This window comes from Bradyrhizobium sp. TM102, from assembly GCF_009176685.1.
In the GTDB taxonomy this organism is placed as follows: Bacteria; Pseudomonadota; Alphaproteobacteria; order Rhizobiales; family Xanthobacteraceae; genus Bradyrhizobium; species Bradyrhizobium ottawaense.
In genome coordinates this window covers 1,181,200-1,206,074 of sequence record NZ_AP021855.1, presented here as the reverse complement: position 1 = coordinate 1,206,074, position 24,875 = coordinate 1,181,200, and the positions used below count along the sequence as shown (strand labels likewise).

General features: G+C 65.3%; 24 protein-coding genes and 1 riboswitch. Of the genes, 4 read left to right on the top strand and 20 right to left on the bottom strand.

The window, feature by feature from the left end; translation table 11 throughout:
* The first annotated feature begins 65 nt into the window (after nt 1-65).
* Nucleotides 66-545, top strand: coding sequence for a hypothetical protein (locus tag GDN70_RS05585; protein WP_028140899.1), 480 nt, complete (start codon nt 66-68; stop codon nt 543-545).
* On the opposite strand, the gene GDN70_RS05580 is transcribed toward GDN70_RS05585, so the two are convergent.
* From GDN70_RS05580 to GDN70_RS05565, 4 genes are all read right to left on the bottom strand, one after another.
* On the bottom strand, nt 542-1,987 hold the full coding sequence (locus GDN70_RS05580) for an MATE family efflux transporter (protein WP_028140900.1): 1,446 nt from the start codon (nt 1,985-1,987) through the stop codon (nt 542-544). The two genes, GDN70_RS05585 and GDN70_RS05580, sit on opposite strands and share 4 nt — an antisense overlap.
* Nucleotides 1,988-2,156: 169 nt before the next feature.
* Complete coding sequence (locus GDN70_RS05575) at nt 2,157-3,209, bottom strand: hypothetical protein (RefSeq protein ID WP_028140901.1); 1,053 nt, start codon at nt 3,207-3,209, stop codon at nt 2,157-2,159.
* Between the two features lie 106 nt (nt 3,210-3,315).
* Nucleotides 3,316-3,732 carry a PAS domain S-box protein gene (locus GDN70_RS05570; protein WP_028140902.1) on the bottom strand — a complete coding sequence of 139 codons (417 nt, stop codon included), beginning with the start codon at nt 3,730-3,732 and terminating at the stop codon, nt 3,316-3,318.
* A gap of 109 nt (nt 3,733-3,841) precedes the next feature.
* Nucleotides 3,842-4,978 carry a 2'-deoxycytidine 5'-triphosphate deaminase gene (locus GDN70_RS05565; RefSeq protein ID WP_095425038.1) on the bottom strand — a complete coding sequence of 379 codons (1,137 nt, stop codon included), beginning with the start codon at nt 4,976-4,978 and terminating at the stop codon, nt 3,842-3,844.
* Between the two features lie 80 nt (nt 4,979-5,058).
* Nucleotides 5,059-5,138, top strand: a riboswitch (SAM riboswitch).
* Between the two features lie 74 nt (nt 5,139-5,212).
* On the opposite strand from GDN70_RS05565, the gene GDN70_RS05560 reads away from it, so the two are divergent.
* Nucleotides 5,213-6,400, top strand: a complete 1,188-nt coding sequence (locus GDN70_RS05560) for an O-succinylhomoserine sulfhydrylase (protein WP_028140904.1) — start codon at nt 5,213-5,215, stop codon at nt 6,398-6,400.
* A gap of 115 nt (nt 6,401-6,515) precedes the next feature.
* Here GDN70_RS05560 and GDN70_RS05555 read toward each other — a convergent pair whose 3' ends face one another.
* From GDN70_RS05555 to GDN70_RS05545, 3 genes are read right to left on the bottom strand one after another with little or no spacing between them, the layout of a single operon-like run.
* The gene (locus GDN70_RS05555) at nt 6,516-7,508 is read right to left on the bottom strand and encodes an SGNH/GDSL hydrolase family protein (protein WP_028140905.1); all 993 of its coding nucleotides are present in this window, start codon (nt 7,506-7,508) and stop codon (nt 6,516-6,518) included.
* A gap of 12 nt (nt 7,509-7,520) precedes the next feature.
* A complete protein-coding gene (locus GDN70_RS05550) occupies nt 7,521-8,300 on the bottom strand; it encodes an SGNH/GDSL hydrolase family protein (RefSeq protein WP_152102260.1) in 780 nt (259 codons plus the stop codon).
* Nucleotides 8,300-9,550 (bottom strand): OpgC domain-containing protein, encoded by a 1,251-nt coding sequence (locus tag GDN70_RS05545; protein ID WP_028140907.1) that lies wholly within the window; start codon nt 9,548-9,550, stop codon nt 8,300-8,302. The genes GDN70_RS05550 and GDN70_RS05545 overlap by 1 nt, the downstream gene beginning before the upstream one ends.
* A gap of 179 nt (nt 9,551-9,729) precedes the next feature.
* On the opposite strand from GDN70_RS05545, the gene apaG reads away from it, so the two are divergent.
* Nucleotides 9,730-10,122 carry a Co2+/Mg2+ efflux protein ApaG gene (apaG, locus tag GDN70_RS05540; RefSeq protein WP_026202434.1) on the top strand — a complete coding sequence of 131 codons (393 nt, stop codon included), beginning with the start codon at nt 9,730-9,732 and terminating at the stop codon, nt 10,120-10,122.
* Nucleotides 10,123-11,254: 1,132 nt separating this feature from the next.
* Here the strand turns inward: apaG and GDN70_RS05530 are convergent.
* From GDN70_RS05530 to GDN70_RS05520, 3 genes are all read right to left on the bottom strand, one after another.
* Nucleotides 11,255-12,262, bottom strand: coding sequence for an Hsp33 family molecular chaperone (locus GDN70_RS05530; RefSeq protein WP_028139789.1), 1,008 nt, complete (start codon nt 12,260-12,262; stop codon nt 11,255-11,257).
* A 314-nt stretch (nt 12,263-12,576) separates the two neighbouring features.
* Nucleotides 12,577-13,512, bottom strand: a complete 936-nt coding sequence (argF, locus tag GDN70_RS05525) for an ornithine carbamoyltransferase (RefSeq protein ID WP_028139788.1) — start codon at nt 13,510-13,512, stop codon at nt 12,577-12,579.
* A complete protein-coding gene (locus GDN70_RS05520; protein ID WP_028139787.1) occupies nt 13,512-14,720 on the bottom strand; it encodes an aspartate aminotransferase family protein in 1,209 nt (402 codons plus the stop codon). Before GDN70_RS05520 ends, argF begins: the two co-directional genes overlap by 1 nt.
* A 455-nt stretch (nt 14,721-15,175) precedes the next feature.
* Here GDN70_RS05520 and GDN70_RS05515 point away from each other — a divergent pair, with 455 nt between their 5' ends.
* Nucleotides 15,176-15,688, top strand: coding sequence for a GcrA family cell cycle regulator (locus tag GDN70_RS05515; RefSeq protein ID WP_028139786.1), 513 nt, complete (start codon nt 15,176-15,178; stop codon nt 15,686-15,688).
* A gap of 229 nt (nt 15,689-15,917) precedes the next feature.
* Here the strand turns inward: GDN70_RS05515 and phoB are convergent, their stop codons facing one another.
* The 10 genes from phoB to GDN70_RS05465 all read right to left on the bottom strand — a co-directional run bounded on the left by phoB (nt 15,918) and on the right by GDN70_RS05465 (nt 24,870).
* Nucleotides 15,918-16,625, bottom strand: coding sequence for a phosphate regulon transcriptional regulator PhoB (phoB, locus tag GDN70_RS05510; protein ID WP_018316913.1), 708 nt, complete (start codon nt 16,623-16,625; stop codon nt 15,918-15,920).
* A 22-nt stretch (nt 16,626-16,647) separates the two neighbouring features.
* Nucleotides 16,648-17,364 (bottom strand): phosphate signaling complex protein PhoU, encoded by a 717-nt coding sequence (phoU, locus tag GDN70_RS05505; protein ID WP_038946908.1) that lies wholly within the window; start codon nt 17,362-17,364, stop codon nt 16,648-16,650.
* A gap of 11 nt (nt 17,365-17,375) precedes the next feature.
* Nucleotides 17,376-18,194 (bottom strand): phosphate ABC transporter ATP-binding protein PstB, encoded by an 819-nt coding sequence (gene pstB / locus GDN70_RS05500; RefSeq protein ID WP_028139784.1) that lies wholly within the window; start codon nt 18,192-18,194, stop codon nt 17,376-17,378.
* Entirely contained in the window at nt 18,191-19,042 is an 852-nt protein-coding gene (gene pstA / locus GDN70_RS05495; RefSeq protein ID WP_028139783.1) for a phosphate ABC transporter permease PstA, read from the bottom strand. Before pstA ends, pstB begins: the two co-directional genes overlap by 4 nt.
* A 4-nt stretch (nt 19,043-19,046) precedes the next feature.
* A complete protein-coding gene (gene pstC / locus GDN70_RS05490; protein ID WP_026201750.1) occupies nt 19,047-20,036 on the bottom strand; it encodes a phosphate ABC transporter permease subunit PstC in 990 nt (329 codons plus the stop codon).
* Between the two features lie 140 nt (nt 20,037-20,176).
* Nucleotides 20,177-21,190 carry a phosphate ABC transporter substrate-binding protein PstS gene (gene pstS / locus GDN70_RS05485; RefSeq protein ID WP_028139782.1) on the bottom strand — a complete coding sequence of 338 codons (1,014 nt, stop codon included), beginning with the start codon at nt 21,188-21,190 and terminating at the stop codon, nt 20,177-20,179.
* A 150-nt stretch (nt 21,191-21,340) separates the two neighbouring features.
* Nucleotides 21,341-22,633 (bottom strand): ATP-binding protein, encoded by a 1,293-nt coding sequence (locus GDN70_RS05480; protein WP_152102259.1) that lies wholly within the window; start codon nt 22,631-22,633, stop codon nt 21,341-21,343.
* A 58-nt stretch (nt 22,634-22,691) separates the two neighbouring features.
* Nucleotides 22,692-23,747: a lysylphosphatidylglycerol synthase domain-containing protein gene (locus GDN70_RS05475; RefSeq protein WP_028139780.1), complete on the bottom strand. Its 1,056-nt coding sequence runs from the start codon at nt 23,745-23,747 to the stop codon at nt 22,692-22,694.
* Between the two features lie 444 nt (nt 23,748-24,191).
* Nucleotides 24,192-24,623, bottom strand: a complete 432-nt coding sequence (locus GDN70_RS05470) for a GNAT family N-acetyltransferase (protein WP_028139779.1) — start codon at nt 24,621-24,623, stop codon at nt 24,192-24,194.
* A 19-nt stretch (nt 24,624-24,642) separates the two neighbouring features.
* A complete protein-coding gene (locus tag GDN70_RS05465; RefSeq protein ID WP_038946905.1) occupies nt 24,643-24,870 on the bottom strand; it encodes an Rdx family protein in 228 nt (75 codons plus the stop codon).
* Nucleotides 24,871-24,875: the final 5 nt, after the last annotated feature.

Genomic DNA, 24,875 nt, shown 5'->3' with positions numbered 1-24,875 from the left:
CCATCGCGGCGTGCGTCCGGTTGGCTCCGCTCTCCCGGCGGCGCGACGCACGCGAGGAGCATGCCATGCGAGGTGCGGACAAGGTGATTTGCCAGGCGGCCGCCGTGCTGCTGCTGTTTTCAGTCGCGAGCTCGCCGGCGAAGGCGCAGTTCCTCGGCGGCGGAGGTGCCGGCGGCGAGGACATGATGACCCAGATGGCCCCGATGCTGGAGATGATGAAGGCGAAGATGGGCAAGCGCCGCTTCGCCATGATGATGCAGACCATGGGCCCGATGATGAGCCGCATGATGGAGAACGGCGGCGGCGGCCTCGGTGGCCTGTCCGGCGGCCATCTCGGCGGCGGCTTTGGCGCACCCAATTACGGCGGCTACACCCCGATGGGGGGCGGCACCATGCCGGCCGGTTATGGCGGCGTTGGTGGCGGCGACATCATGGGCATGCTCGGTGGTGCCGGAGGCGGCGACATGATGGCGATGATCCCGCAATTGATGCGGCTCGCCAATGTCGGCGGCGGTAGCGGCCATCGCCGCCACAGGCATCGCTAATCGGCGGCGCGAGAGAGAGCCGGCCTGATCGCAGCCTTGTTCGCGCGCGGTCCCCAGCGCGTCAGCACCACGCTGGAGAATGAGAGCAGGCCGAGCACGACCATCGAGCTTGCGGCCAGCCAGAAGAAGCTCTGCGCGGTCGCCCCGTGTGTCGACAGCCACCAGCCGGCCGCCGAGATGTAGATCAGCCGCGCCGTCTGCGCCAGCACCGGCCCGATCACCTTGGCCGCGCCTTGCGAGGAGAAATACATCGTCGTGGCAATGCCGAAAAAGGCGTAGAACGGTCCGACCGTCGAGAGATATTGATGGCTCGCCGCGCGCACGGCCGCGCTGTCGGTGAAGATGTTGATCCAGAGATCGGGGAACATCGCAACGACGCAGGCCGGCGCGCCGACGGCCACGAATGCGGATGCACCGGCGATCCAGGCGACGCGCCGTGCGCGCGCGATGTTGCCTGCGCCGATCGCCATCCCCACCATCGGCACACAGGCGATGCCGAACGAAAATGCGATCGAGGTCAGCAGGAATTCGAGCCGCGCACCGATGCCGTAGCCGGCGAGGATCGCGGTGCCGAACTTCGCCAGCATGTGGGTGAAGATCGAGATCGTCAGCACCGATTGCAGCGGCGAGAAGCAGGCGATCGCGCCGACCTTCAGGATGTCGAAAAACATCGCCCACTGAATGCGCAGGCCGCGCAGCTTCGGTGTAACCCGCGCGCGACCGGAGAACAGGTACCAGCCCATGATGCAGATGTTCATGGAATAGGCGATCAGCGCGCCGGCCGCGACGCCGCGCATGCCGAACTGCGGCACCGGCCCGAGCCCGAGGCCCAGCGTGCCGCCGAGCACGATCTGCCAGGCCGCCGAGTTGAGGATCAGGAACGACGGCAGCTTCATGTTGCCGGTGCCACGCAGCACGCCGGCCATGGTGTTGAGCAGCCAGGGCAGCACGGCGCCGCCGAAAAATACCTGCGTGTAGGCGACAGCGTGGGTCAGCACGTCGCCGCGGCCGCCGAGCATTTCCAGCACCCGCGGCCCGAAGATCAGCATGCCCAGCATGAAGACGAGGCCGAAGCTGATACCGATCAGGATCGCATGCGCGGCGAGCGTGGCGGCGCGTTCGCGGTTCCCGGCGCCGAGCGCGCGGGCAATGGCGGAAGCCACCGCACCACCCATGGCGCCGCCCGACATCGTCATGGTCAGAATGATTGTCGGAAACACCAGCGCCATCGCCGCCAGCGCCTCGACGCCGAGCCGGCCGATATAGGAGGTCTCCGCGATCACCGTACAGGTGCCGGCCGAGAGCGCGATCACGTTAGGCCAGGCGAGAGAGAGCAACGTGCGCAGGATCGGCCCGTCTACAAGCGCGCTTCGTAGCGGCCGCGGGGGCGGCGGCAGCGGACGCTCTTGCTCATCGACCGGGATTTCGGCGATGTCGGACATGTCCTCTCCGGGGCAGGGGGCGCCACTTGCGGCGCGGCAATGCGTAGGTGTGCCGATTATTTTCTTCGCGCAGAAGGCGCGGCGAGAGGCTTGTTAGCACGGCTCGCAGCGATTCCACCTGCGCCAGCTGCAGGCGTGCCCTGCGGCAGCGCATTTCGATGGATGAAGGCTATTCGATCGTCCAGACCAGCGGCGCGCGGCCGCCAGCAGCAGCGCGCATGCGCACGCCGATGTGCCGCCCGCATCCCGCAGCCAGGCCTTCGAACAATCCCTCCAGCACCCTGGCGCAGGCGCCGTGATAGTCGGCGACGTCGTCCATCAGTTTCCAGCTCTGCTGGCGGATTTCGAACGCGCCTTCGGATTGCGAGGTCTCGGCCGTGTCATCCTGCGCCGCGAACAGCGCGTTCAGGAACGACGCGAATTCGCTTGCCCCGCCGCGGCTCATCGCCAGTGCCGCCGCGACCTCGTCGAAATATTGCATGCCGATCAGCTTGCCGGTGAGGTGCAGCAGATAGCCGGCGTCTTCCGGGCCGAACAGCTGCACCATCACGGGCGCCGCCGTGCGCACATATTCCATCGCATAGTTGCGATAGGCTTTTTCAAGGCGCGGTTTCGGCCAGCTCGCAACCGGCAAAGCCGGCGCAGTCTTCGCATCGAACAGCGGCGCTTCCAGATGCCGCGCGAACACCAGGCGCTGATCGAGCTCGAGCGGATGATCGTACTGGTGGTAGTAGCCTTCCAGCCCGTCCTGGCCGTCGACGCTCTGCTTGGTGCAGACGAAGCCGAGCCTGAGATCGCCGAGCGCGACGCCATTATTGGCGTGCCATCCCCGCAGCATGGCGCGGGAAACCTCGCCCGGCACGCCGCAGATCGCCGTGCCTTTCCAGATCCAGCGCGGCGGCGGATAGCGGATCCAGGCCTTGGCATCGCTCTCATACATGTATTCGACATGCACGCCGCCGATCCAGTTCGAGAGATAGTGATATTGCGCGGCCGCCACCGCCGGCGGCAGATGATCGATCCCGAGCTTCCTAAGCCCCGGCAGGAAGCGCTCCTGCTGCTGGCGGCGGAACACGCGGAAGACGAACTCCGCTGCATCCGCAGTGCCGCGCCGCGTGACGACGGTGAGAATGAGGCCGGTGAAATAGGCGTGGTAGAGGTCGGCGACCGCACGCCAGCGCTTCCATTGAGCTTCCTGCGCGGCGTCAGCTGCGGCGGTCATTCGTTTCGCTCCCGATCGTGTTGCGATCGAGTGTGTCACCGCACCTTCCGGCAGGCAACATGACGCCCGTGCAGAGCGCCCTGCGTGGCCACCCGCCAATTCCGCATCACGAAGTTTGCGGTGGCGTCTTGGCCGCGCGCTCTCGCTCGACCCGTTCGGTGACATCGCGCGCCATCGCGACCGATCCCAGGACGTTGCCGCCGGAATCCCGCACCAGCGCGAAGGTCATCTCGATGTAGAGCTTGCGACCGCTCTTGTGCAGCGCGCGGGTCAGTGTCGGCCTGCCCGCAAGCTTCATGCTGCCGCTCGCGAGTGCGGCCTCGAAACCTTTCCAGTGCGCGGCGCGCAAATGCTCGGGAATGATCAGGTCGAGATTCTGGCCGAGCGCTTCCGTCGCGGAGAAGCCGAACAGGGCCGTCGCTGCGCGGTTCCATCGCATGATCGTGCCGGAGCGGTCCGAATAGATCAGCGCATCCGCGACGTCTTCGGCGATCTTTGCGTCGAGTTCGGATGGGTTGCTCATGTCGTCACCTCGCATGTAGCCCGGATGGAGCGGAGCGTAATCCGGGATCGTGCCACGAGTGAGACTGCCCCGGATTACGCTTGCGCTCCATCCGGGCTACAGGATCGGGCTACACCCGAAAATGCTTCGATAGTTTGAGGCCCTGGGCCTGGTAGTTGGAGCCGATGCGTTGGCCGTACATCGCGTCGGGACGGGCCAGCATCTTCTCGTAGACGAGGCGGCCGACGATCTGGCCGTGCTCGAGGATGAACGGCACTTCGCGCGAACGCACTTCGAGCACGGCGCGCGATCCTAGCCCGCCCGCGCCGGCATAGCCGAAGCCGGGATCGAAGAATCCGGCATAGTGCACGCGGAATTCGCCGACCAGCGGATCGAACGGCACCATCTCCGCGGCGTAGTCGGGCGGCACCTGCACGGCTTCCTTCGAGGCCAGGATGTAGAACTCGCCGGGATCCAGGATCAGACTGCCGTCCGGGCGGGCCGAGATCGGCTCCCAGAAGTCCTCGACGGAATAGCCGGCGCGACGATCGACGTCGACCACACCGGTGTGGCGCTTGGCGCGGTAGCCGACGAAGCCGTTCGCTTTCTCGCCGGAGAGATCGACGGAGACGGCGACGCCGCCGGAGAGATCGGCATCGTCGATATCGACGAGGCGCTCGGCGGCATGAAGCGCATCGAGCTCGTCGGCATTGAGGATGGCGTCACCGGTGCGGAAGCGCACCTGCGACAGACGCGAGCCCTCGCTGACCAGCACCGGAAACGTCTTCGGGCTGATCTCGGCATAGAGCGGGCCGTGATAGCCGGCGCCGATCATGTCGAAGCGGCGGGTGCCGTCGGCGATGACGCGGGTGAAGACGTCGAGCCGGCCGGTGGAGCTCTTCGGGTTCGCCGCCGCGACGATCTCCGGCGGCAGCGCGAGGCTCTCCAGCAGCGGCACGATGTAGACGCAGTTGGTCTCCAGCACCGCGCCGTCGGCGAGGCTGAATTCGTGCAGCTTCAATTCGTCGATGCGCTCGGCGACGGTGGCGCCGGGACCGGGCAGGAAGCTGGCGCGGACGCGATAGGCGATGTCGCCGAGACGCAGATCGAGGCTCGCCGGCTGGATCTGGCTCTCGACGAAGTCATAGGCGGGCAGGATGAGACCCGCCGCCGCCATCGCCGCGATCATGCGGTCGGGCAGGATACCATTGGCGTCGGGCGCGACCGTGAACGTCAACCGGGGGTCCTCATCAGGGGTCAGATGCATCCGGACATGCCGGAAATACAAGTCTTTTACGGCTATCCGATGGACGCCTTGACGGAAAGGGCATTGCGGAATATGAGCATCACTTATCCCGTGGTGATTTGAGCCGGCCGGCTTGCAGCCACGTTAAATAAGTCGCTAAACAGGCCGGGGACCTCTGTGATCCCGGCCCGTGGATATATCCAGGCCGGTTTTTTTGTGACCGTTTTCGACGAGACGGTCATGTCGGAGGTACCTATGTCGAAGTCGACCACCAACTACCGTCCCGAAACCCGCCTGGTCCATTCCGGCACCCTGCGCTCGCAATATGGCGAGACGTCGGAGGCGCTGTTCTTGACGCAAGGCTACGTCTACGACACCGCGGAGCAATGCGAGGCGCGGTTCAAGGGCGAGGATCCGGGCTTCATCTATTCGCGCTACTCCAATCCCACCATCGCGATGTTCGAGCGCCGCATGATCGAGCTCGAAGGCGCCGAAGCCGCCCGCTCGGCGGCGACCGGCATGGCCGCGGTGACGACGGCGATCCTGGCGCCTCTCAAGGCCGGCGACCACGTCGTGGCCTCCCGCGCCCTGTTCGGCTCGTGCCTCTACGTCATCCAGGACCTGCTGCCGCGCTACGGCATCGAGACCACGCTGGTCGACGGTCTCGATCTCGACCAATGGCAGCGCGCCGTGAGGCCGAACACCAAGACGTTCTTCCTGGAGAGCCCGACCAACCCGACCCTCGACGTGCTCGACATTCCCGGGATTGCCGAGATCGCGCACAAGGGCGGCGCGCGGCTCGTCGTCGACAACGTGTTCGCAACGCCGATCTGGCAGAGCCCGCTCGCGCTCGGGGCCGACGTCGTGGTCTATTCCGCGACCAAGCATATCGACGGCCAGGGTCGCTGCCTCGGCGGCATCATCCTGTCGTCGGAAGCCTTCATCGCCGAACACATCCACAATTTCATGCGCCAGACCGGCCCGTCGATCTCGCCGTTCAACGCCTGGGTCCTGCTCAAGGGCCTGGAGACGCTGGGCGTACGCGTGCGCGCGCAGACCGACACCGCCGCGCGCATCGCCGACGTGCTCGCGAGCCATCCGAAGATCTCGCGCCTGGTTTTCCCGGGCCGCGCCGATCATCCGCAGGCAGCGCTGGTGAAGAAGCAGATGCGTGGCGGCTCGACGCTGGTCGGCTTCGAGGTCAAGGGCGGAAAGGCTGCAGCGTTCCGCGTGCTCAACGAATTGAAGCTGGCGAAGATCTCGAACAATCTCGGCGACGCCAAGAGCCTCGTCACGCATCCGGCGACCACGACGCATCAGCGTCTGAAGCCGGAGGACCGCGCCGCGCTCGGCATCAGCGAAGGTTTTATCCGCTTCTCCGCGGGGCTCGAGCATGCCGATGATCTGATCGAGGATCTGACGGCGGCGCTGGAGAAGGCGTAGCCACGTATTCGCAATCGTAGGGTGGGCAAAGCGAAGCGTGCCCACCGTTCTCGATTACAACGACGAGGTGGTGGGCACGGCGCTTTGCGCCTTTGCCCACCCTACGGCAGCGTGCCTACATCGGCCGATAGGTCCGCACATCCCCCGGCACGTTCACGCCCAGCTTGATCTGCCCCACCGAGCGGATGATGTCGTCGCCGAGCAGCTGGGCGAAGCAGGCATAGCCCCAATCGTTCATGTGCAGGCCGTCTGCGATGACGAAGCTCTCGACCGGAATCGATTGGTTCTCGTGCCAGTCGCGCATCACCTCGAAGCGCGGGAAGATGCCGACGTGACGAAGCTCGGCGACCTTGCCGAGCAGCTTCACCATCTTGCCGGCGCTTTCGCCGCGCTGGTTGACGGCCGGCGAATATTGCGGATCGACCAGCACGATGTCAGCGCCGCCGGCGGCCTGGATGCGGCTGATGCCGTCCTCGACCATTTTGGCGGTGTCGCCGGGATCGAGATTGCGCAGCACCGCGTTGGTGCCGACCTGCCAGATCACGAGATCCGGATGCACGTCGATCACCTGGGTCTGGAGACGCTTCATCATCTCGGGCGCATCCTCGCCGCCGACGCCGGCATTGACGACGGTGATGTCGGCGGTCGGATAATGGCGGCGCAGCTGGGCGGCAAGACGATTCGGATAATTGAACTCCGGCGAGCTCGCGCCGAATCCTGCGGTCGACGACGAGCCGAACGCGACGATGAGGACGGGCTGGCCGGCGACGAGCTTGCCCGCGACATGCGGCAGCGAGCCCATCGCCTTGGAGCCGCCCTTCGGCGGCAGGCAGGGCACGCGGTTGAAGACGTCGCCGGCGGATTTGGCGACCTGTTTCACCTTGTCGATGGCGCGCGCGGTGATGCCGCGCTGCTCGGGAGAGGTTGCGGCGACATTGGTCTGTGAGGGCGAGGCGGGCGCGGGATCAGCCGACTGCGCGGGTGCAGGCGTCGCCTGTGCGGCTTGCGTCTGCGCATGGGACTGCGGGGCCGGCGCCAGCAACAACAGCACTGCTGCTGCAGGCGCGGCCAACCATGCCGTCAGGCAAAAAGGGCGGAGAGAACTCATTAACGCTAGACCTCAATTTTGCTGCTGGGCCGGCTCCAGATGGGCTGCGTCGATCACGAACTGTGCCAACGCCCGGCCAAGGCAATCATGAACCTGCTTCGCCAGTTCGGGCCCGCGGGACGGGCTGAACAGGTCGAACTGACCCTGATCATTCCACTGCCGCATGATCGTGAAGCGATCGAACAGCGGAATATCATGCTCCTGCGCCACGACGCGCATATTGTCGAGAAATGGCTGGGCCGAGATCATCGTTTCGGTACGCGGGCTGTACTGCAAATTCATCAAGACGACGTCGGCCCCTGCCTTTTGCAACGCAATAACCCCCTCGGTGACTGCGCTGCGAAATTCGTCGGGATCGATGGATCGGATGGCATCCACGGTCCCGGTCTGCCAGACGACCAAAGTAGGCGTTTTTGCTTCCATCAGCTTAACGAAGGTCGAGGCGGCCTCCTCCGCCGTTCGCTTGCTCTGTATTTCTACGGAGACGTGCACCGCTTCCGACGGCGGCAGCTTTTCCTTCAGAATCGCTTCCATGCGCGCCGGATAGGAGCTGCCCTCCGAGGACGGAATCGTGGTCGAGCGGCTGCCGATGACCAGGATTTCGAGCGGCTTGCCGGCCTTGATGGCCTCGGCGACCTTGGGAAGCTGGCTTTCGCTGGTAAGCAGATAGGACGGCAATTCGCACGCCGCGGGCGCGGTGGCAGCGCTAGGCGCAGCATCGCCCGCCCGCGCCACAGGCGCGGCGAGGCTACCGCATAGCAGGACCAGGCTCAGGAGAACCTTCGCCTTCATCAGCCCCCTCCCGCCAGATCGGCGTTGCCGACGGCGTTTTTGGTTTTCGCACCGCTCTTGTCAGCCACGCGCTTGTACCACGAAATCACCCAGGCCACGCCCCACATGATCAGGACCCCGGAGAGACTAATCAGCGCATGCATGGCTGCCCCGCCGGAGACTTCGGCGAGAATGAAATGCCCGGCGAAGGCCAGGAAGACACCGAGGCAGAAGATCTCGAGAGAATGCTGGCCGCATAGAATCAATGGTCGCAGCCAGCGCGATTTCAAGCCCGGCCAATCCCGGGGTAGGAAGCGCACGGTGAGCGCGGCCAGCGCCAGGAAATGCGTGAAGCGCAGCACGTCGAGATCGGTCTTGTCGATCGGATACATCCACTGCTCGACCCGCTTCGGCATGAATTGGGAGAGCTGCGGCACATACCAGGTCAGCGTCACGTAGAACGCCGCGGCGAGATAGGCGATCGAGATCCACATCGTCACCGGCGAAGCCAGGATACGCGACATCCGTCGCGCACCTCCGAGCGCGCACCATGCACCGAAGACGAACAGCAATTGCCAGGCGAAGGGATTGAAGGCCCAGAAGCCGTTAGGATAGGCCGACAGGTAAAGATCGTATTCCCAGGTGACCGCGTAGAGCGCGACCGAGAGGCCGAGCGTGACGTCGGGACGCCATTTCATCGACCACAGGATCAGCGGCAGCGCCAGCATCAGCACGATGTAGAGCGGCAGCACGTCCATGTTGACGGGACGGAAGCGCAGCAGCAGCGCCTGCACGATGGTGACGTCGGGCTGCTTGAGGAAATCCATGATACCCATCTCTTCGGTGTAGAGCGGGTTCTCGAACCTGGTCGCGACGTAGGAGATTTCGGCGAGGAAGATCGTGAACAGGAAGACGTGGGCGACGTAGATCTGCCAGACCCGGCGCAGGATGCGCGCGGTGGCGATGACGACGCCGCTCTCCAGCATCGCCCTTCCGTAGACGAAGGCGGCGGTGTAGCCGGAGATGAAGATGAAGATCTCGGTGGCGTCGCTGAAGCCGTAATTGCGGATCGTGAACCAGGTCAGCAGACTCGGCGGCAGATGGTCGATGAAGATCAGCCACAGCGCCAGCCCGCGGAACAGGTCGAGCCGGAGCTCGCGCTCGCCGATGGCAGGCAGCGTGATGGCCGGCGCCCTCGCGCGCGGCTTCGCCCCCGCGGGCTTGGCGGTTCCCGCGATCGTCGATCCCGTCACTTGGTCGGCAATGGTCATCGGGGCCTAAAAACCCTTGCGCAAATCGCGACGTCGAGAAGTGTACCGGTCCGGTCGTCGTCTCGCAAAGCGGCCGGATCACGTCCGGGTGTCATTCCCCTCGAATTCTGGCGGGACGATGTCGCCAAAGCCGCCTCCGGCGTTTGGTTCCAGCGCCGGATTTCGGTATGATAGCAACCATGTACCGCGCCGTGACCCGCCAGATCGAAGTGACCGTCGAGCCGAACTTTGTTCCGGAGCAGTCGTCGGCCGACCGCTCCCGCTACTTCTGGTCCTACACCATCGTCATCGTCAATTCGGGCGAGGAGACCGTGCAGCTCAAGACGCGGCACTGGATCATCACCGATGCCTCCGGCCGCCAGCAGGAGGTCAAGGGCGAGGGCGTGGTTGGCGAGCAGCCGATCCTGGCCCCCGGCGAGCGCTTCGAATACACCTCCGGCGTCCCGCTTTCGACCGCCTCCGGCTTCATGACCGGCCGCTACCAGATGGTCACCGAAAGCGGCGAGCGCTTCGAGATCGACGTTCCCGCGTTTTCGCTTGATAGTCCCGACAACAAGCGGGTGTTGAATTAGGGCCTCGCTCGTGTCCCGGACGCGCCGCAACGCGAAGCGTTGCTGCGCAGAGCCGGGACCCAGGGGCGGCCCGGCACGCGGCGAGATGGGCCCCGGCTCTGCAGCGCACCGCACCGGACGATGCTTCGCATCACCGGGAGCGCTGCGCTGCGTCCGGGGCACGAGAGCAGAGTGTGGCGCACGCATTCTCCACGTCGTCGTTGCGATGCTCCAATGCAGATCCCAGCGGCAGTGCCGTAGGGTGGGCAAAGGCGCTTAAGCGCCGTGCCCACGATCTCCATCGATAAGCAACAAAGACGTGGGCACGAACGAGATTGAGCTTGTGGCAGGCAGTTCGGCTTGCAGACACGCCTTCGCGGCCTCGCGGCTCAATTCGCCCGAGCTTTGCTTCATCGCTCACCCTCATTAGCCAAGAGGGCGCAGGGAAGACCGGGTGCCGGCTCGCACCCGCGGTCCGCTGCGCGAAATGCACGCGCAAGAAGAACCGCACAGCAGCATACAGGTGGTGCCGAACACTCGGCCTTCCCTGCGCAGTGGCTGGACGGCTTATGCCGTGATCTCCCGGGAGCCGACCATTCCTTCTGGCCTCCCTCGCCCCGCGAATTGGATGATGCAGTCTGCCCGGTTGGGCTCGCTCGCACCTTCGCAAGACTTGACCGTGGCAACGACGGCCAGGACCACACGGTTTTGCCGTACGCACGGCCCGCCATTTCGCCGCAGTTTTTCCTGGCCCCGTCGACGAAGCCGGAAACTTACAGACGAGACGAAGCCTAGCAGCGCCGTCGTCTGCACGAAGCCTCGGACTCACAGGGACACCCCGCCCTGCCCGCGCCTCTCGTGCCGACGCTGCCGCGTCCACCGCAACCCGGCTCGCGAAACGTGACGACGCGCGATCGCCCCTCAAGGTCGAGCCGGGATGGACGACACATACGCCGAAACCGAATTTCGGTAAAGTGGAATATTTTTAGCGGAGCGGATTGACAGAGGGCGACACACGCGCGGTGCCGTAGGGTGGGCAAAGGCGCGCTCTTGCGCGACGTGCCCACGAATTCTCCCAGTCACACGCAGATCGTGGGCACGCTTCGCTTTGCCCACCCTACGAAGCTACGAGAGCTCGCCAAGCGCCTGCGAATTACGCGTCCTCCACGCCGGCCTCGTCCGGCGTGAAATCGTACACCGACGAGCAGAACTCGCAGGTGACGACGACCTTGTCGTCCTTCACCATCGCGGCGCGATCGTCGGGCGAAAAGCTCTTCAGCATCGAGGCGACCGCATGGCGCGAGCAGGAGCATTGCGCCTTGAGCACCATCGGATTGAACACGCGCACGCCGCGCTCGTGGAACAGGCGGAACAGCAGCCGCTCGCCGGAGAGCTCGGGATCGATCAGCTCGACGTCCTCGACGGTCTCGATCAGCGAACGCGCCTCGACCCAGGCATCGTCTTCGGCAACGCTGTGCACCTCGACGCCATCGGGGGCATCGCCGGGATGCAGATCGGCCTGCCGCGCGCGCTCGGGCGCCTTCGGCAGAAATTGCATCAGCATGCCGCCGGCGCGCCAGCGATGCTTGCCGCCGTCGTTCGAACGCCACTCCTCGCCGACCGCGAGGCGCACGCGCGTCGGGATCTGCTCGGAGCGCAGGAAATATTCGTGAGCGGCGTCTTCCAGGCTGCCGCCGTCGAGCGCGACCAGGCCCTGGTAGCGGCTCATGTCGGGGCCCTGGTCGATGGTCATGGCGAGATGACCGCGGCCGAGCAGCGTGCCGGAATCCCTGGTATCGCCGAGACGCGCGGCATCGAAGCGCGCATAGGCCCGCAGGCGATCCGGCGCCATGTAGTCGACGACCAGGAACGACACCGGGCCGTCGGTCTGGGCCTGCAGGATGAAGCGGCCCTCGAATTTCAGCGCGGTGCCGAGCAGCGTCGTCAGCACGATGGCCTCGCCGAGCAGCTTGCCGACCGGCGCCGGATAATCGTGCTTGGTCAGGATCTCGTCGAGCGCCGGGCCAAGCCGCACCAGGCGCCCGCGCACGTCGAGCGCGTCGACCTCGTAGGGCAACACGGCGTCATCGATCGGAACCGCTGATGGCGCGCGAACCGGGCCTTCGGGGCCGGCTTTCATCTCAGGGGATTGGGAAACCATGGGGCGTTATCTGGGGTCGGAGGGCGGAAATGGAAGGGGGCGGCGGCGGTGGTATGTTCCGGATACAAGTCGAACTGAACGAAGCAACCTCAAACTCGGTGTCGTCCCGGGGCGCGCGAAGCGCGAGCCCGGGATCCATAACCACAGGATGACGTGATGGCGCGAGCTGACAACTCCGAGTCCTCGCCAAACTCAGTCCTGTGGCTATGGGTCCCGGATCGGCGCTCCGTTCTGGACAACGCTACGCGTTGCCAGAAGCTGCGCTTGTCCGGGACGACACCGTATGTGAGGTGATCGCCGGGCCTCCAGCGAAGCTACTTCACCGCGTCAAAACACCAGGCCAGAATGCCCTTCTGCGCATGCAGGCGGTTTTCGGCCTCGTCGAACACGACCGATTGCGGACCGTCGATCACTTCATCCGTGACCTCCTCGCCGCGATGGGCGGGCAGGCAGTGCATGAACAGCGCGTCGGGCTTGGCCAGCGACATCAGCTTGCCGTTGACCTGATAGGGCTTGAGCACGTTGTGGCGGTGCTCGCCTTCCTTGTCGCCCATCGACACCCAGGTGTCGGTGACGACGCAGTCGGCGCCGCGCACGGCGGCTTCCGGATCGGTGCCGAGCATGATCGGCGCGCCGGTCGCCTTGATGAAGTCGCGCATCGCCTTTTTCGGCGCGAGCTCCGGCGGCGTTGCGACATTGAGCTGGAACTTGAAGCGCTCGGCGGCGTGAGCCCAGGACGCCAGCACGTTGTTGTCGTCGCCGGTCCAGGCCACCGTCTTGCCCTCGATCGGGCCGCGATGCTCCTCATAGGTCATGAGGTCGGCCATCACCTGGCAGGGATGCGAGCGCCGCGTCAGGCCGTTGATGACCGGCACGGTGGCGTTGGCCGCGAGCTCCAGCAGCGCATCGTGGTTGAGGATGCGGATCATGATGGCGTCGACATAGCGCGACAGCACGCGCGCGGTGTCGGCGATGGTCTCGCCGCGGCCGAGCTGCATCTCGGCACCGGTGAGCATGATGGGCTCGCCGCCGAGCTGACGCATCGCGACGTCGAACGACACGCGTGTCCGGGTCGACGGGCGCTCGAAGATCATCGCCAGCGTCTTGCCTTCGAGCGGCCTGACCGGCTGCTGCGCCTTCTGCTTCGCCTTCATCGCGGACGAAGCTGCAAGCATGCGCTTGAGCTCCGACAGCGGCAGCTCGTTGATATCGAGGAAGTGCTTTGGAGTTTTATTGGGGGACTTGCTCATCAGCTTGCCGCCCGCTTGGTCTGGCTGGACGAGATTGCGGCGCAGGCGCGCTCGAGCCGCCCGACGCTGTCCTCGATCTCGGCTTCGGTCACGATCAGCGGCGGCAGGAAACGCACGACATTGTCGCCGGCCCCGACAGTGAGCAGCTTTTCGTGACGCAGGGCCGCGACCAGATCGCCGGAGGGCACCACGGCCTTGATGCCGATCAGGAGGCCTTCGCCGCGCACTTCGCTGACGACATCGGGATGACGGTCGATCACGGAGGCAAGCTTCTGCTTCAGCAGCAGCGACATTCTCTGCACGTGGTCGAAGAAGCCGGGCTTGAGCATGACGTCGAGCACCGCGTTGGCCGCGGAGATCGCCAGCGGATTGCCGCCGAAGGTCGAGCCGTGCGAGCCGGGCCCCATGCCGGCGGCCGCATCCGCGGTCGCCAGCACCGCGCCGATCGGGAAGCCGCCGCCAAGCGCCTTCGCCAGCGACATCACGTCCGGCGTGACGCCGGTGCGCCGATACGCGAACAGATCACCACTGCGGCCCATGCCGGTCTGCACCTCGTCGAAGGCGAGCAGCAGGCCCTTCTCGTCGCAGAGCTGGCGCAACGCCTTGAGGAAGGTCGGCGTTGCCGAACGCACGCCGCCCTCGCCCTGGATCGGCTCGATCAGGATGCCCGCGGTGTGCGGGCCGATCGCCTTCTTGACGGCCTCGATATCGCCATGCGGCACCTGGTCGAAGCCATCCATGGGCGGGCCAAAGCCTTCGAGATATTTTGCAGATCCGGTCGCGGCGAGCGTCGCCAGCGTACGGCCGTGAAAGGCGCCTTCGAAGGTGATGATGCGATAACGTTCCGGATGTCCCTTGGAGAAGTGATGATGGCGGACCAGCTTGATCACACCCTCCAGCGCTTCGGCGCCCGAATTGCAGAAGAACACGAAGTCGGCAAAGCTCTCGTTGCAGAGCCGGTTGGCGAGCTTCTCGCCATCCGGGCTCTGGAACAGGTTCGACATGTGCCAGAGCTTCGTCGCCTGCTCCTGCAGCGCCTTGATCAGATGCGGGTGGCAATGGCCGAGCGCATTCACAGCCACGCCCGAGGTGAAATCGAGATAGCGATCGCCATTGGTCGCGATCAGCCAGCAGCCTTCGCCGCGCTCGAAGCCGAGGTCGGCTCTGGCGAAAACGGGGAGCAAATGCGGCGCTGCGCTGTTAGTCATGATGTCACTTGAATGTTGCGGACGGTGTGACGCGTGCATTGCGCAACGCACCATCGACCGGCCCGGAAAACGAAACGTGCCGCCTTTTAAGGGCGGCACGCGCGACTATCTTATGCCTGGCAAGACGGGTGTCAATGCCGCCCGGAAAGCCTCGGGAAACGCTGAATCCGTAGTCTTGCGGTGCCGATTTTGCGGGTTTTCACCACGGAACATGTGGAAGCGAGTCGGCGGACTCTTGCGCGGGAGTCACGCCATATTGTAGCGTTTGGATTGTCAGATACGACATCTCGTGCAGCGGTTCTGATCCCAAGAGTCCTCTTGTACCGGCGTAAACGTTCGGGCGTCAGTCACGCGCCCGGCGAGCCTTAAGGGATTCTGACGGCACGGGTTTTTGAAGGCTTAGGCAATCGCTGCGAGGCCCCAGGATGGCGGCGCGTAGCGAGGGAAAGGGTGCAATGACGGTTTTGACCTGGTCCGACGATCGCGTCGAGCAGCTGAAAAAGCTCTGGGAGGCCGGACTTTCGGCCAGCCAGATCGCAGCTGAACTCGGCAATGTGACCCGCAATGCCGTGATCGGCAAAGTGCACAGGCTCGGTCTGTCCGGCCGTGCCAAGAGCCCTTCATCGGCAGCGCCCCGGCCGCGCAAGGCGCGTCCCGCGCAGCACATGATGCGGGTGACCCGCCCCATTGCGCGCGGCAACACCGCGCTGGCGCAGGCCTTCGAGGTCGAGGTGGAGGCCGAACCGGTCACCTACGACAACGTGGTGCCGATGAGCCAGCGGCTGTCGCTGCTCGAGCTGAACGAGGCCACCTGCCATTGGCCGGTCGGCGATCCCTCCAGCCCCGATTTCTTCTTCTGCGGCGGCAGGGCGCTGTCCGGCCTGCCCTACTGCGCCCAGCACTCGCGCGTCGCGTATCAGCCGGCGGCGGATCGCCGGCGTGCCCCGGCAAAGCCGGGTCCGCGGTGAGTGGATTTAGCTGATCGCAAAGACGGCAGCCGTCACACGACGGCGCCTCAACCAACTCGGTGTCATCCCCGCGAACGCGGGGATCCATAACCACAGGGCGCTGTTGTTGCGCGAGATGGTCACTCCGAGTCTTCGCCAAACCACTGCCTGTGGTTATGGGTCCCTGCTTTCGCAGGGACGACACCGGAGAATGTGGCGGCAGCCCACCAAACCCCAACGCCTGCAAACCTTACGTCTGCTCCGCCTTCGCGAAGCGATCGTCGAGCGCGTAGCCGGCGCCGCGGACGGTGCGGATCGGGTCCTGCTCGCGGCCGAGATTGAGCAGCTTGCGCAGGCGGCCGATATGGACGTCGACGGTGCGCTCGTCGATGTAGATGTCGCGGCCCCAGACGCTGTCGAGCAGCTGCTCGCGCGAGAACACGCGGCCCGGATGCTCCAGGAAGAACTCCAGCAGGCGATATTCGGTCGGACCGAGATCGATCGGCCGGCCCGAGCGCGCCACGCGACGCTTGTCGCGGTCGAGCTCGATGTCGCCATAGGCCAGCACTGTCGCGAGTCGCTCAGGACTGGCGCGGCGAAGCAGGCCCTTCACGCGCGCCAAAAGCTCCGGCACCGAGAACGGCTTGACGATGTAGTCGTCGGCGCCGGTCGCAAGTCCCCGCACCCGCTCGCTCTCCTCGCCGCGCGCGGTGAGCATGATGATCGGCAGCTGCTTGGTGTCGGGCCGGGTCCGCAGCCGCCGGCACAGCTCGATGCCCGACAGGCCCGGCAGCATCCAGTCGAGCACGATCAGGTCCGGGATGTGCTCCTTGAGGCGGGTGTCGGCGTCGTCGCCGCGCATCACCGTCTCGACGTCATAGCCGTCGCCTTCGAGGTTGTAGCGAAGCAGCTCGGTGAGAGCTTCCTCGTCCTCAACCACCATAATGCGTGCGCCCATCGGGTCGTCGCTCCTTGAGTCTTCAGGTATTCGGGACCGTCGTGGCGAAGGTGGTCATGTCGCCCTTCGGCCGCTTGTCGGTGATCGCCTGGCCTTCGATCATGTAGAACACGGTCTCGGCGATGTTGGTGGCGTGGTCGCCGATCCGCTCGATGTTCTTGGCGCAGAACATCAGATGGATGCAGAACGAGATGTTGCGCGGATCCTCCATCATGTAGGTGAGGAGCTCGCGGAACAGCGAGGTGCAGATCGCGTCGACTTCCTCGTCGCCCTTCCACACCGCCATCGCCGCCGGCAGATCATGTGCGGCATAGGCGTCCAGCACCGACTTGACCTGCTGCTGCACGAGGTCGGTCATGTGCTCCAGGCCGCGGAACAGTTTCAGCGGATGGAAGTCGGTCTCCAGCGCGGCGACGCGCTTGCCCATGTTCTTGGCGAGGTCGCCGATGCGCTCGAGGTCGGTCGCAACGCGCATGGCGCCGACGATCTCGCGCAAATCCACCGCCATCGGCTGGCGGCGGGCGATGGTGAGCACCGCGCGTTCCTCGATGCGCTTCTGCAGCGCGTCGAGCTCGGCATCGATGGTGACGACGCGCTGGCCGAGCGCGACGTCGCGGCGGATCAGCGCGCCGACGGAATCGACGATCATGCGTTCGGCGATGCCGCCCATCTCGGCGACCAGGCGGGTGAGCTCCTGGAGGTCGGTGTCGAAAGCTTTTGCGGTATGTTCAGTACCCATGTCGCGTCTCCTCAGCCGAACCGGCCGGTGATGTAATCCTGCGTGCGCCGGTCGCTCGGCGACGTGAAGATCTTGCTGGTGTCGTCGAACTCGATCAGCTCGCCGAGATACATGAAGGCGGTCTTGTCGGAGACGCGCGCCGCCTGCTGCATGTTGTGCGTGACGATCGCGATCGTGTAGTTCTCGGACAGCTCCTGGATCAGCTCCTCGACCTTGGCGGTCGAGATCGGATCGAGCGCCGAGCAGGGCTCGTCGAACAGAATCACCTCGGGCCGCACCGCGACGGTGCGGGCGATGCACAGGCGCTGCTGCTGGCCGCCGGAGAGCGACAGGCCGGAGGCGTTGAGCTTGTCCTTGACCTCGTTCCACAGCGCGCCGCCGCGCAGCGCCTTCTCGACGCGGTCGTCCATCTCGGACTTCGAGATCTTCTCGTAGAGGCGGATGCCGAAGGCGATGTTCTCGTAGATCGTCATCGGGAACGGCGTCGGCTTCTGGAACACCATGCCGACCCGGGCGCGCAGCAGATTGAGGTCGAGCCTGGGGTCGAGGATGTTGGTCTGGTCCAGCATGAGCTGGCCGGTGGCGCGCTGGCCCGGATAGAGGTCGTACATCCGGTTGAAGATGCGCAGCAGGGTCGACTTGCCGCAGCCCGACGGGCCGATGAACGCCGTGACGCGGTTGGCACCCAGCGTCAGGTTGATGTTCTTCAGCGCGTGGTGCTCGCCGTAATAGAAGTTGAGATTGCGCACCGTCACCTTGGCCGGGGCTTCCGGCAGCGGCTGCGAGGCCAGATGAGCGTTGGAACTCATGGAAACGGACAGGTCGGTCATTTTGCAGTCCTCTCGGCGCCGAGGATGCGCGCGCCAATGTTCAGGGCAAGCACGGTGAGCGTGATCAGCAGCGCGCCGCTCCAGGCGAGCTGCTTCCAATAGGCGTAGGGGCTCTGGACGAAGTTGTTGATGGTGACCGGCAAATTGGCCATCGTCTTGTTCAGGCCGAGGCTGAAGAACTGGTTCGACAGCGCGGTGAAGAGCAGCGGCGCGGTCTCGCCGGCGACGCGGGCGGTGGCGAGCAGCACGCCGGTGATGAGGCCCGACCGGGCCGCACGATAGGCGATACGCTTGATCACCAGCGAGCGCGGCAGGCCGAGCGCCGAGGCCGCCTCGCGCAGGGGATTCGGCACCAGCAGCAGCATGTCCTCGGTGGTGCGCAGCACGACCGGGATCACGATGACGGCGAGCGCCAGCGCGCCCGCGATCGCGGAGAAGCCACGCATCGGCACCACCACCGCGCCATAGATGAACAGGCCGATGATGATCGAGGGCGCCGAGAGCAGGATGTCGTTGATGAAGCGGATCACCGAGGTCAGCCGGTCGTTGCGGCCGTATTCGGCAAGGTAGGTGCCGGCGAACAGGCCGAGCGGCGCGCCGATGCCGACGCCGATCAACGTCATGATGATCGAACCGACGATCGCGTTGCGCAGGCCGCCTTCGGTCGAACCCGGCGGCGGCGTATCCGCGACGAAGATCTCAAGATTGAGGCCGGCCAGGCCGTTGAAGAGCAGCGTGATCAGGATCAGCGCGAGCCAGGTGACGCCGAAGGCGGCCGCGGCGAAGCAGAGCCCGCGGATGACGATGTCCTTGCGGCGACGACGCGAATAGATCGGATTGAGCGCCATGACGTTACTTCCCCGCCTTCTTGTCCAGCCGCATCAGCATCAGCCGCGCTGCGGCCAGCACGAAGAACGTCAGCACGAACAGCAAGAGGCCGAGCAGGATCAGGCCGGACTGGTGCAGGCCGTCGCTCTCGGCGAATTCGGATGCGATCGCCGCCGAGATCGTGGTGCCCGGCGCGAAGATCGATGAGGAGATGCGGAACGAATTGCCGATGATGAAGGTCACCGCCATGGTCTCGCCGAGCGCGCGGCCCAGCGCCAGCATGACGCCGCCGATGATGCCGACGCGGGTGTAGGGGATCACCACGCTGCGGACGACTTCCCAGGTGGTGCAGCCGACGCCGTAGGCGGCCTCCTTCAGCACCGGCGGCACCGTCTTGAACACGTCGACCGAGATCGAGGTGATGAAGGGCAGCACCATGATGGCGAGGATCAGCGCGGCGTTGAACGTGCTGAGATAGGACGGCGGACCTGCGAAGATCGCGCCCAGCACGGGCACGCCGTCGAATATCCTGATCATGAAGGGCTGGAAGGTGTTGGCCAGGAACGGGCCCAGCACGAAGAAGCCCCACATGCCGTAGATGATCGAGGGAATGCCGGCGAGCAGCTCGATCGCCATGCCGATCGGGCGGCGCAGCCATTGCGGGCAGAGCTCGGTGAGGAAGATCGCAATGCCGAGACCGACGGGAATGGCGATCAGCATCGCGATGAAGGAGGTGACGAGCGTGCCGTACATCGGTCCGAGCGCGCCGAGCACGGGCGGATCGGCCGACGGCGCCCAGCGCTGTGTCCACAGGAAGGAGAAGCCGTATTCCTTCATCGCCGGGAACGCGCCGACGATCAGCGAGACGATGATGCCGCCGAGGATGAGCAGCACCGAGATCGCGGACAGCCGCGTGATCCAGTAGAAGGTGACGTCGCCGAGCTTGAACGCGCTCAAGGCCTTGGCGCGGTCATACGGTCCGGCGTCGTCGATTACATCGCTCTGAACGGCCATCTCTGCCACGCCGATCCCCTGTGCCCGTTATATACGCTTGTTGTCAGTCTTTTTGTCGGTCTCGCGCTCCGGACGCGGCGCACGCCGATCCGGAGCGGAAGTCTCGCGGGTCCCGGCGCGGCGTCCGGGACAGGAGCACCTTAGCTCTTGATCTCGGCAGCCCAGGTCTTCTCGATCAGGGTCACGACGCCCTCGGGCATCGGGATGTAGTCGAGCTCTTCAGCCGCCTTGCCGCCGCTCTTGAAGGCCCAGCGGAAGAACTTGATGGCTTCCTGCGAGGCCGCCTTGTCGGTGGCGTCCTTGTGCATGAGGATGAAGGTCGCCGCCGTGATCGGCCAGGACTTCTCGCCGGGCTGGTCGGTCAGGATGACGTAGTAGCCGGGCGCCTTGGCCCAGTCGGCGTTGGAGGCGGCCGCCTGGAAGGCTTCGACGGTCGGCTGCACCGGCTTGCCGGCCTTGTTGACGAGACCGGTGTAGGTCAGCTTGTTCTGCTTGGCATAGGCGTACTCGACGTAACCGATCGAGTTCTTGGTCTGGCTGATGTTGCCCGACACGCCTTCGTTGCCCTTGGCGCCGACGCCGACCGGCCACTCGACCGCGGTGCCCTCACCGACCTTGCTCTTCCAGTCCGCGCTGGCCTTGGCGAGATAGTTGGTGAAGTTGAAGGTGGTGCCCGAACCGTCCGAGCGGCGGACCACGGTGATGGCTTCCGAGGGCAGCTTCACGTTCGGATTGAGCTTCTTGATCGCGGCGTCGTCCCACTTGGTGATCTTGCCGAGATAGATGCTGGCGAGCGTCTCGCCGTCGAACACCATCTCGCCGGGCTTCACGCCCTCGAGGTTGACGACGGGGACGATGGCGCCCATCACCATCGGCCACTGGACGAGGCCGTCCTTCTCGAGCTGCTCGGCCTTGAGCGGCGCGTCGCTGGCGCCGAAGGTCACGGTCTTGGCCTGGATCTGCTTGATGCCGCCGCCGGAACCGATCGACTGGTAGTTCAGACCGTTGCCGGTCTCTTTCTTGTAGGCGTCAGCCCATTTGGAATAGATCGGGAACGGGAACGTCGCGCCGGCGCCGGTGATGTCGGCAGCAAAGGCCGCTGTCGCCGATGCGGCGACCAAGCCGGCAGCGACGATCGTCTTGAGGAAATTCATGCTGGTCTCCATACAGGGGAGCGAAGCGCCATCAGCGCCCGATCGCGCTCCCCGCGCCGCCCCTTTAGGAGCGGTCGGCTGTGCTTTTACGAAGGTTTCGTGACAGTCGGATGACGCCCTCAAGCGATTGAAATCGCTTGGGTTCTAGATCTAAACTAAAGTCTTGGCCTGGGGAAAACAGGCGGTGAAAGTGGCGCCCTGCCGGGGCACACTTTCGATCAAAAGCCGGCCGCGATGGCGGTTAAGAATATGTTTCACCAGCGATAATCCGAGCCCGGTGCCACCCTGCGAGCGGCTGTCGCCGACGTCGACCCGGTAGAACCTCTCGGTCAGCCGCGGCAGGTGCTCGGGCGCGATGCCGGGGCCGAAATCGCGGACCATGATCCGGATTTCCTGAGTTCCATCAGTGGCTGCGGCTGAGGTCAGCGACACGATGACGCGTCCGCCGGAGGCACCGTATTTGAGCGCGTTCTCGATCAAATTCTCGAACAGGCGGAGCAGCTCCTCGCGGTCGCCCGCGATCATCACCGGACTATCCGGCAGATGGATCTCGACCTCGACCTGGCGCTCGCGCGCCAGCGGCTCGAGCCCGTCGGCGACCTGGCGGATGATCGGCAGCAAATCGACCAGGGTGTCGGGCCGGACATGGGCCGACAGCTCGACCCGCGACAGCGACAACAGATCGTCGATCAGGCGCGCCATGCGGGTGGCCTGGTTGTGCATGATGCCGAGGAAGCGCTCGCGCGCCTTGGGATCGTCCTTGGCCTGGCCCTGCAGCGTGTCGATGAAGCCCGACAGCGCGGCCAGCGGCGTGCGCAGCTCGTGGCTGGCATTGGCGACGAAGTCGGCGCGCATCTCCTCGACCCGGCGCAGCGGCGTCTGGTCGTGGAAGGTCATTAGCATGCATTTGTCGGCGCCGCCGAAGCTGGTCGGCACCGGCACCGGCGTGATCATGAGCTCCATCCAGCGATCGACCGGGACGTGGTCGAGATAGGTCGCGCGCCGCGGCTCGGTGGTCGCGATCGCTTCGCGCAGCGCCGTGATGATCTCCGGCGAGCGCAGCGCGAACTGGGCGAGCTCGTTCCGGCGCAGCGCCGGCGCGAGCTGGGCGGCGGCGGCATTGAGGTGGATGACGCGGCCGGCGCGGTCGAGCAGCACCGCCGGATCCGGCATGCCGGCGACGACGGCGGCCACCGCCGCGCTCTCGACCGGGTTGATGCGCCTGACGTCGTCGCGCGACGCGGCGGGATCGTGCAGCCGCCACGGGATCAGCGCGGCCGCCGCGATACAGAGGAACACGATGGCGGCGTGCAGCGCCGACAATTCGCCGAGCGAGACGACGACGGACAGCGCCAGCGCCGCGGCGATCAGGATCACGGTCGAATGCCGCAGCCGGTCGGACCAGGGCTGCGCGGAGGGAGAAGATGGGGCGTCGATCGCCATCGGGGCGGACTTCTCCTGGGGCTTGTCTGAAGGCCTGTCCAAATAAGGCTTGGCGCCGTCAGGCACCGCTGTCGCTGCGCTCTCTCACATAAGCGGCTTCACGCGCCGGGCCGGGGTCGAGCTTGAGCGCCGCCTGCTGCAAGCGCTTCGATCGTGCGCCGATGATAACTTCGCGAAACGTCAGCAAGATTACAGATATGACGAAGGGCGACAGATAATAGAGGACGCGGAACAGCAGCATGCCGCCCAGAAGTTCCTCGCGATCCATCTGCCAGAGACCGACCAGCATGGCGGCGTCGAACACCCCGAGCCCGCCGGGCGAGTGGCTGGCGAAGCCGAGCAGGGTGGCCGAGACGAAGATCACCGCGACCACCACGAAGCCGAGATTGGGCTCGTCGGGGACCAGCACATACATCGCGAGCGCGCAGAAACCGAGATCGACGATGCCGATCGCGATCTGCAGCAGCGTCAGCGGGCCGCCCGGCAGCACCACGGTCCAGGGCCCGCGGCCGACCACGCGCGGCTGGGTCCAGACCCAGACCACATAGCCGACCAGCCCGACGATGATCATCAGCGCCAGCGCCCGGTTCAGCCAGGGCGGCAGCTGGTCGATCGAGGCGGCTGCCTCCGGATGATAGGAGATGCCGAGGCCGAGCACGGCGGCATTGCCGAGCCAGAAGGTCAGGCCGGCGAGGAAGCAGATCTTCGCGACGTCGATCGCGTTCAGCCCGTAGGCCGAATAGATGCGATAGCGCACCGCACCGCCGGTGAAGACGGATGCCCCGACATTGTGGCCGATCGAATAGCTGGTGAAGGCCGCGAGCGCGTTGATGCGATAGGGCACATGGGCATGGCCGATCGCGCGCACGGCGAACAGGTCGTAGAAGGTCAGGGTGAAATAGCCCGCGGTGACGAACAGCGCCGCCATCGCGATCTGGGTCGGCTCGGTGCTCTTGATCGCTTCGAGGACTTCGTTGAAATCGATGCCTCGCAGCATGTGGTAGAGCACATAGCAAGCGATGCCGATGACCGCGACGCTGATCACAACGCCAAGCTTATGCAGGACTTGCTTCTGGCGCAGAAACGACATCGCCCTGCGTATGGCTTCCAGCATCTAGACCTCGAACAACGCTTCAGCGGCCAGGGTGGCCGGCGAACAGGCGGACGACGCACAGGCACTCAACGAACCCTCGCCGCCGGCTCCGGTATCGCGCATGCCCCCCTGCCCTCCACTAGCGCGTTTTGGGGCGGAGTGGAATTCGCCAATTCGAACAAAAACACGTGCATTCAATATTTTAGGCAGGGTTGCGGGCTCCTGATGCACGGTTTGGCGCCTTCGGCGGCAGGACTTGAGGCGAATCTCCATGGCGATCCTGCGCAGGCGCCATGAAGTTTTGATGATTTCGGCCGCACAATGTTCCTGCACGCCTTAAGCCGACGTCAATCTATGGACCGCGTCAATCTATGGACCGCGCCGGCCCGTTGAAAGAGGGGGCAATCCCGGCGTCGTTCACGGGGTGTCCGATGCGCCGGAAGGTCGCGGGCCCCGGGCGCGGCCTCAAGGCGCGGTCAAATAGCCGCGACCATAGGCTCCGGCCTGGTCTTCGAAGATCGCCATGGCCGTGGTCATCCGCCTGAAGCCCAGGCGTTCGTAAAATCCTTCCTTGCCCGGGACGGCGTAGAGGATGACCTTGCGATGGCCGCGGCAACGCACAAGCAAACGCTCGATAATGTCGCGGCCGAGACCTCGCCCCTGGCGGTCCGGGTGCACCGCGATGTCACAGAGATAGGCGCAGTCGCGGCCGTCGGCCAGGACGCGTCCCGCCCCCACGATGCGACCATCCTCATTGGCGAAGGCGCGAAACATGCTGTTGCCGAACACCAGCGCGAGATCGGCCGGCGCCTTGTTGCCGAGCGGCGCGATGCGATAGAGTTCGGATAGCTCATCCCAGTCGATCCCGGCGAGATCGTCGGCCCAGACAATCGACATCGCGAAGACCCTCCCCGGTTCAGTCCCGCGCGGCGGTGACGGCAGCGACGATTTCGTCGCCGTCAGGAAAATGTCCTTTGCTGCGGCTGGCGACGATCCGGTCACCGAGCTTGACCTGGAAGACGCCACCCTTGCCGGGGACGAGATCGGATTCCAGCCCTAGCTGCCGGCGCAGCGCCACGGCCGCCTCTTTGGCACGCTTCTCGTAGCCGCACGGCCGGCAATAGATGATGGTTACGTCGGACAATCTCG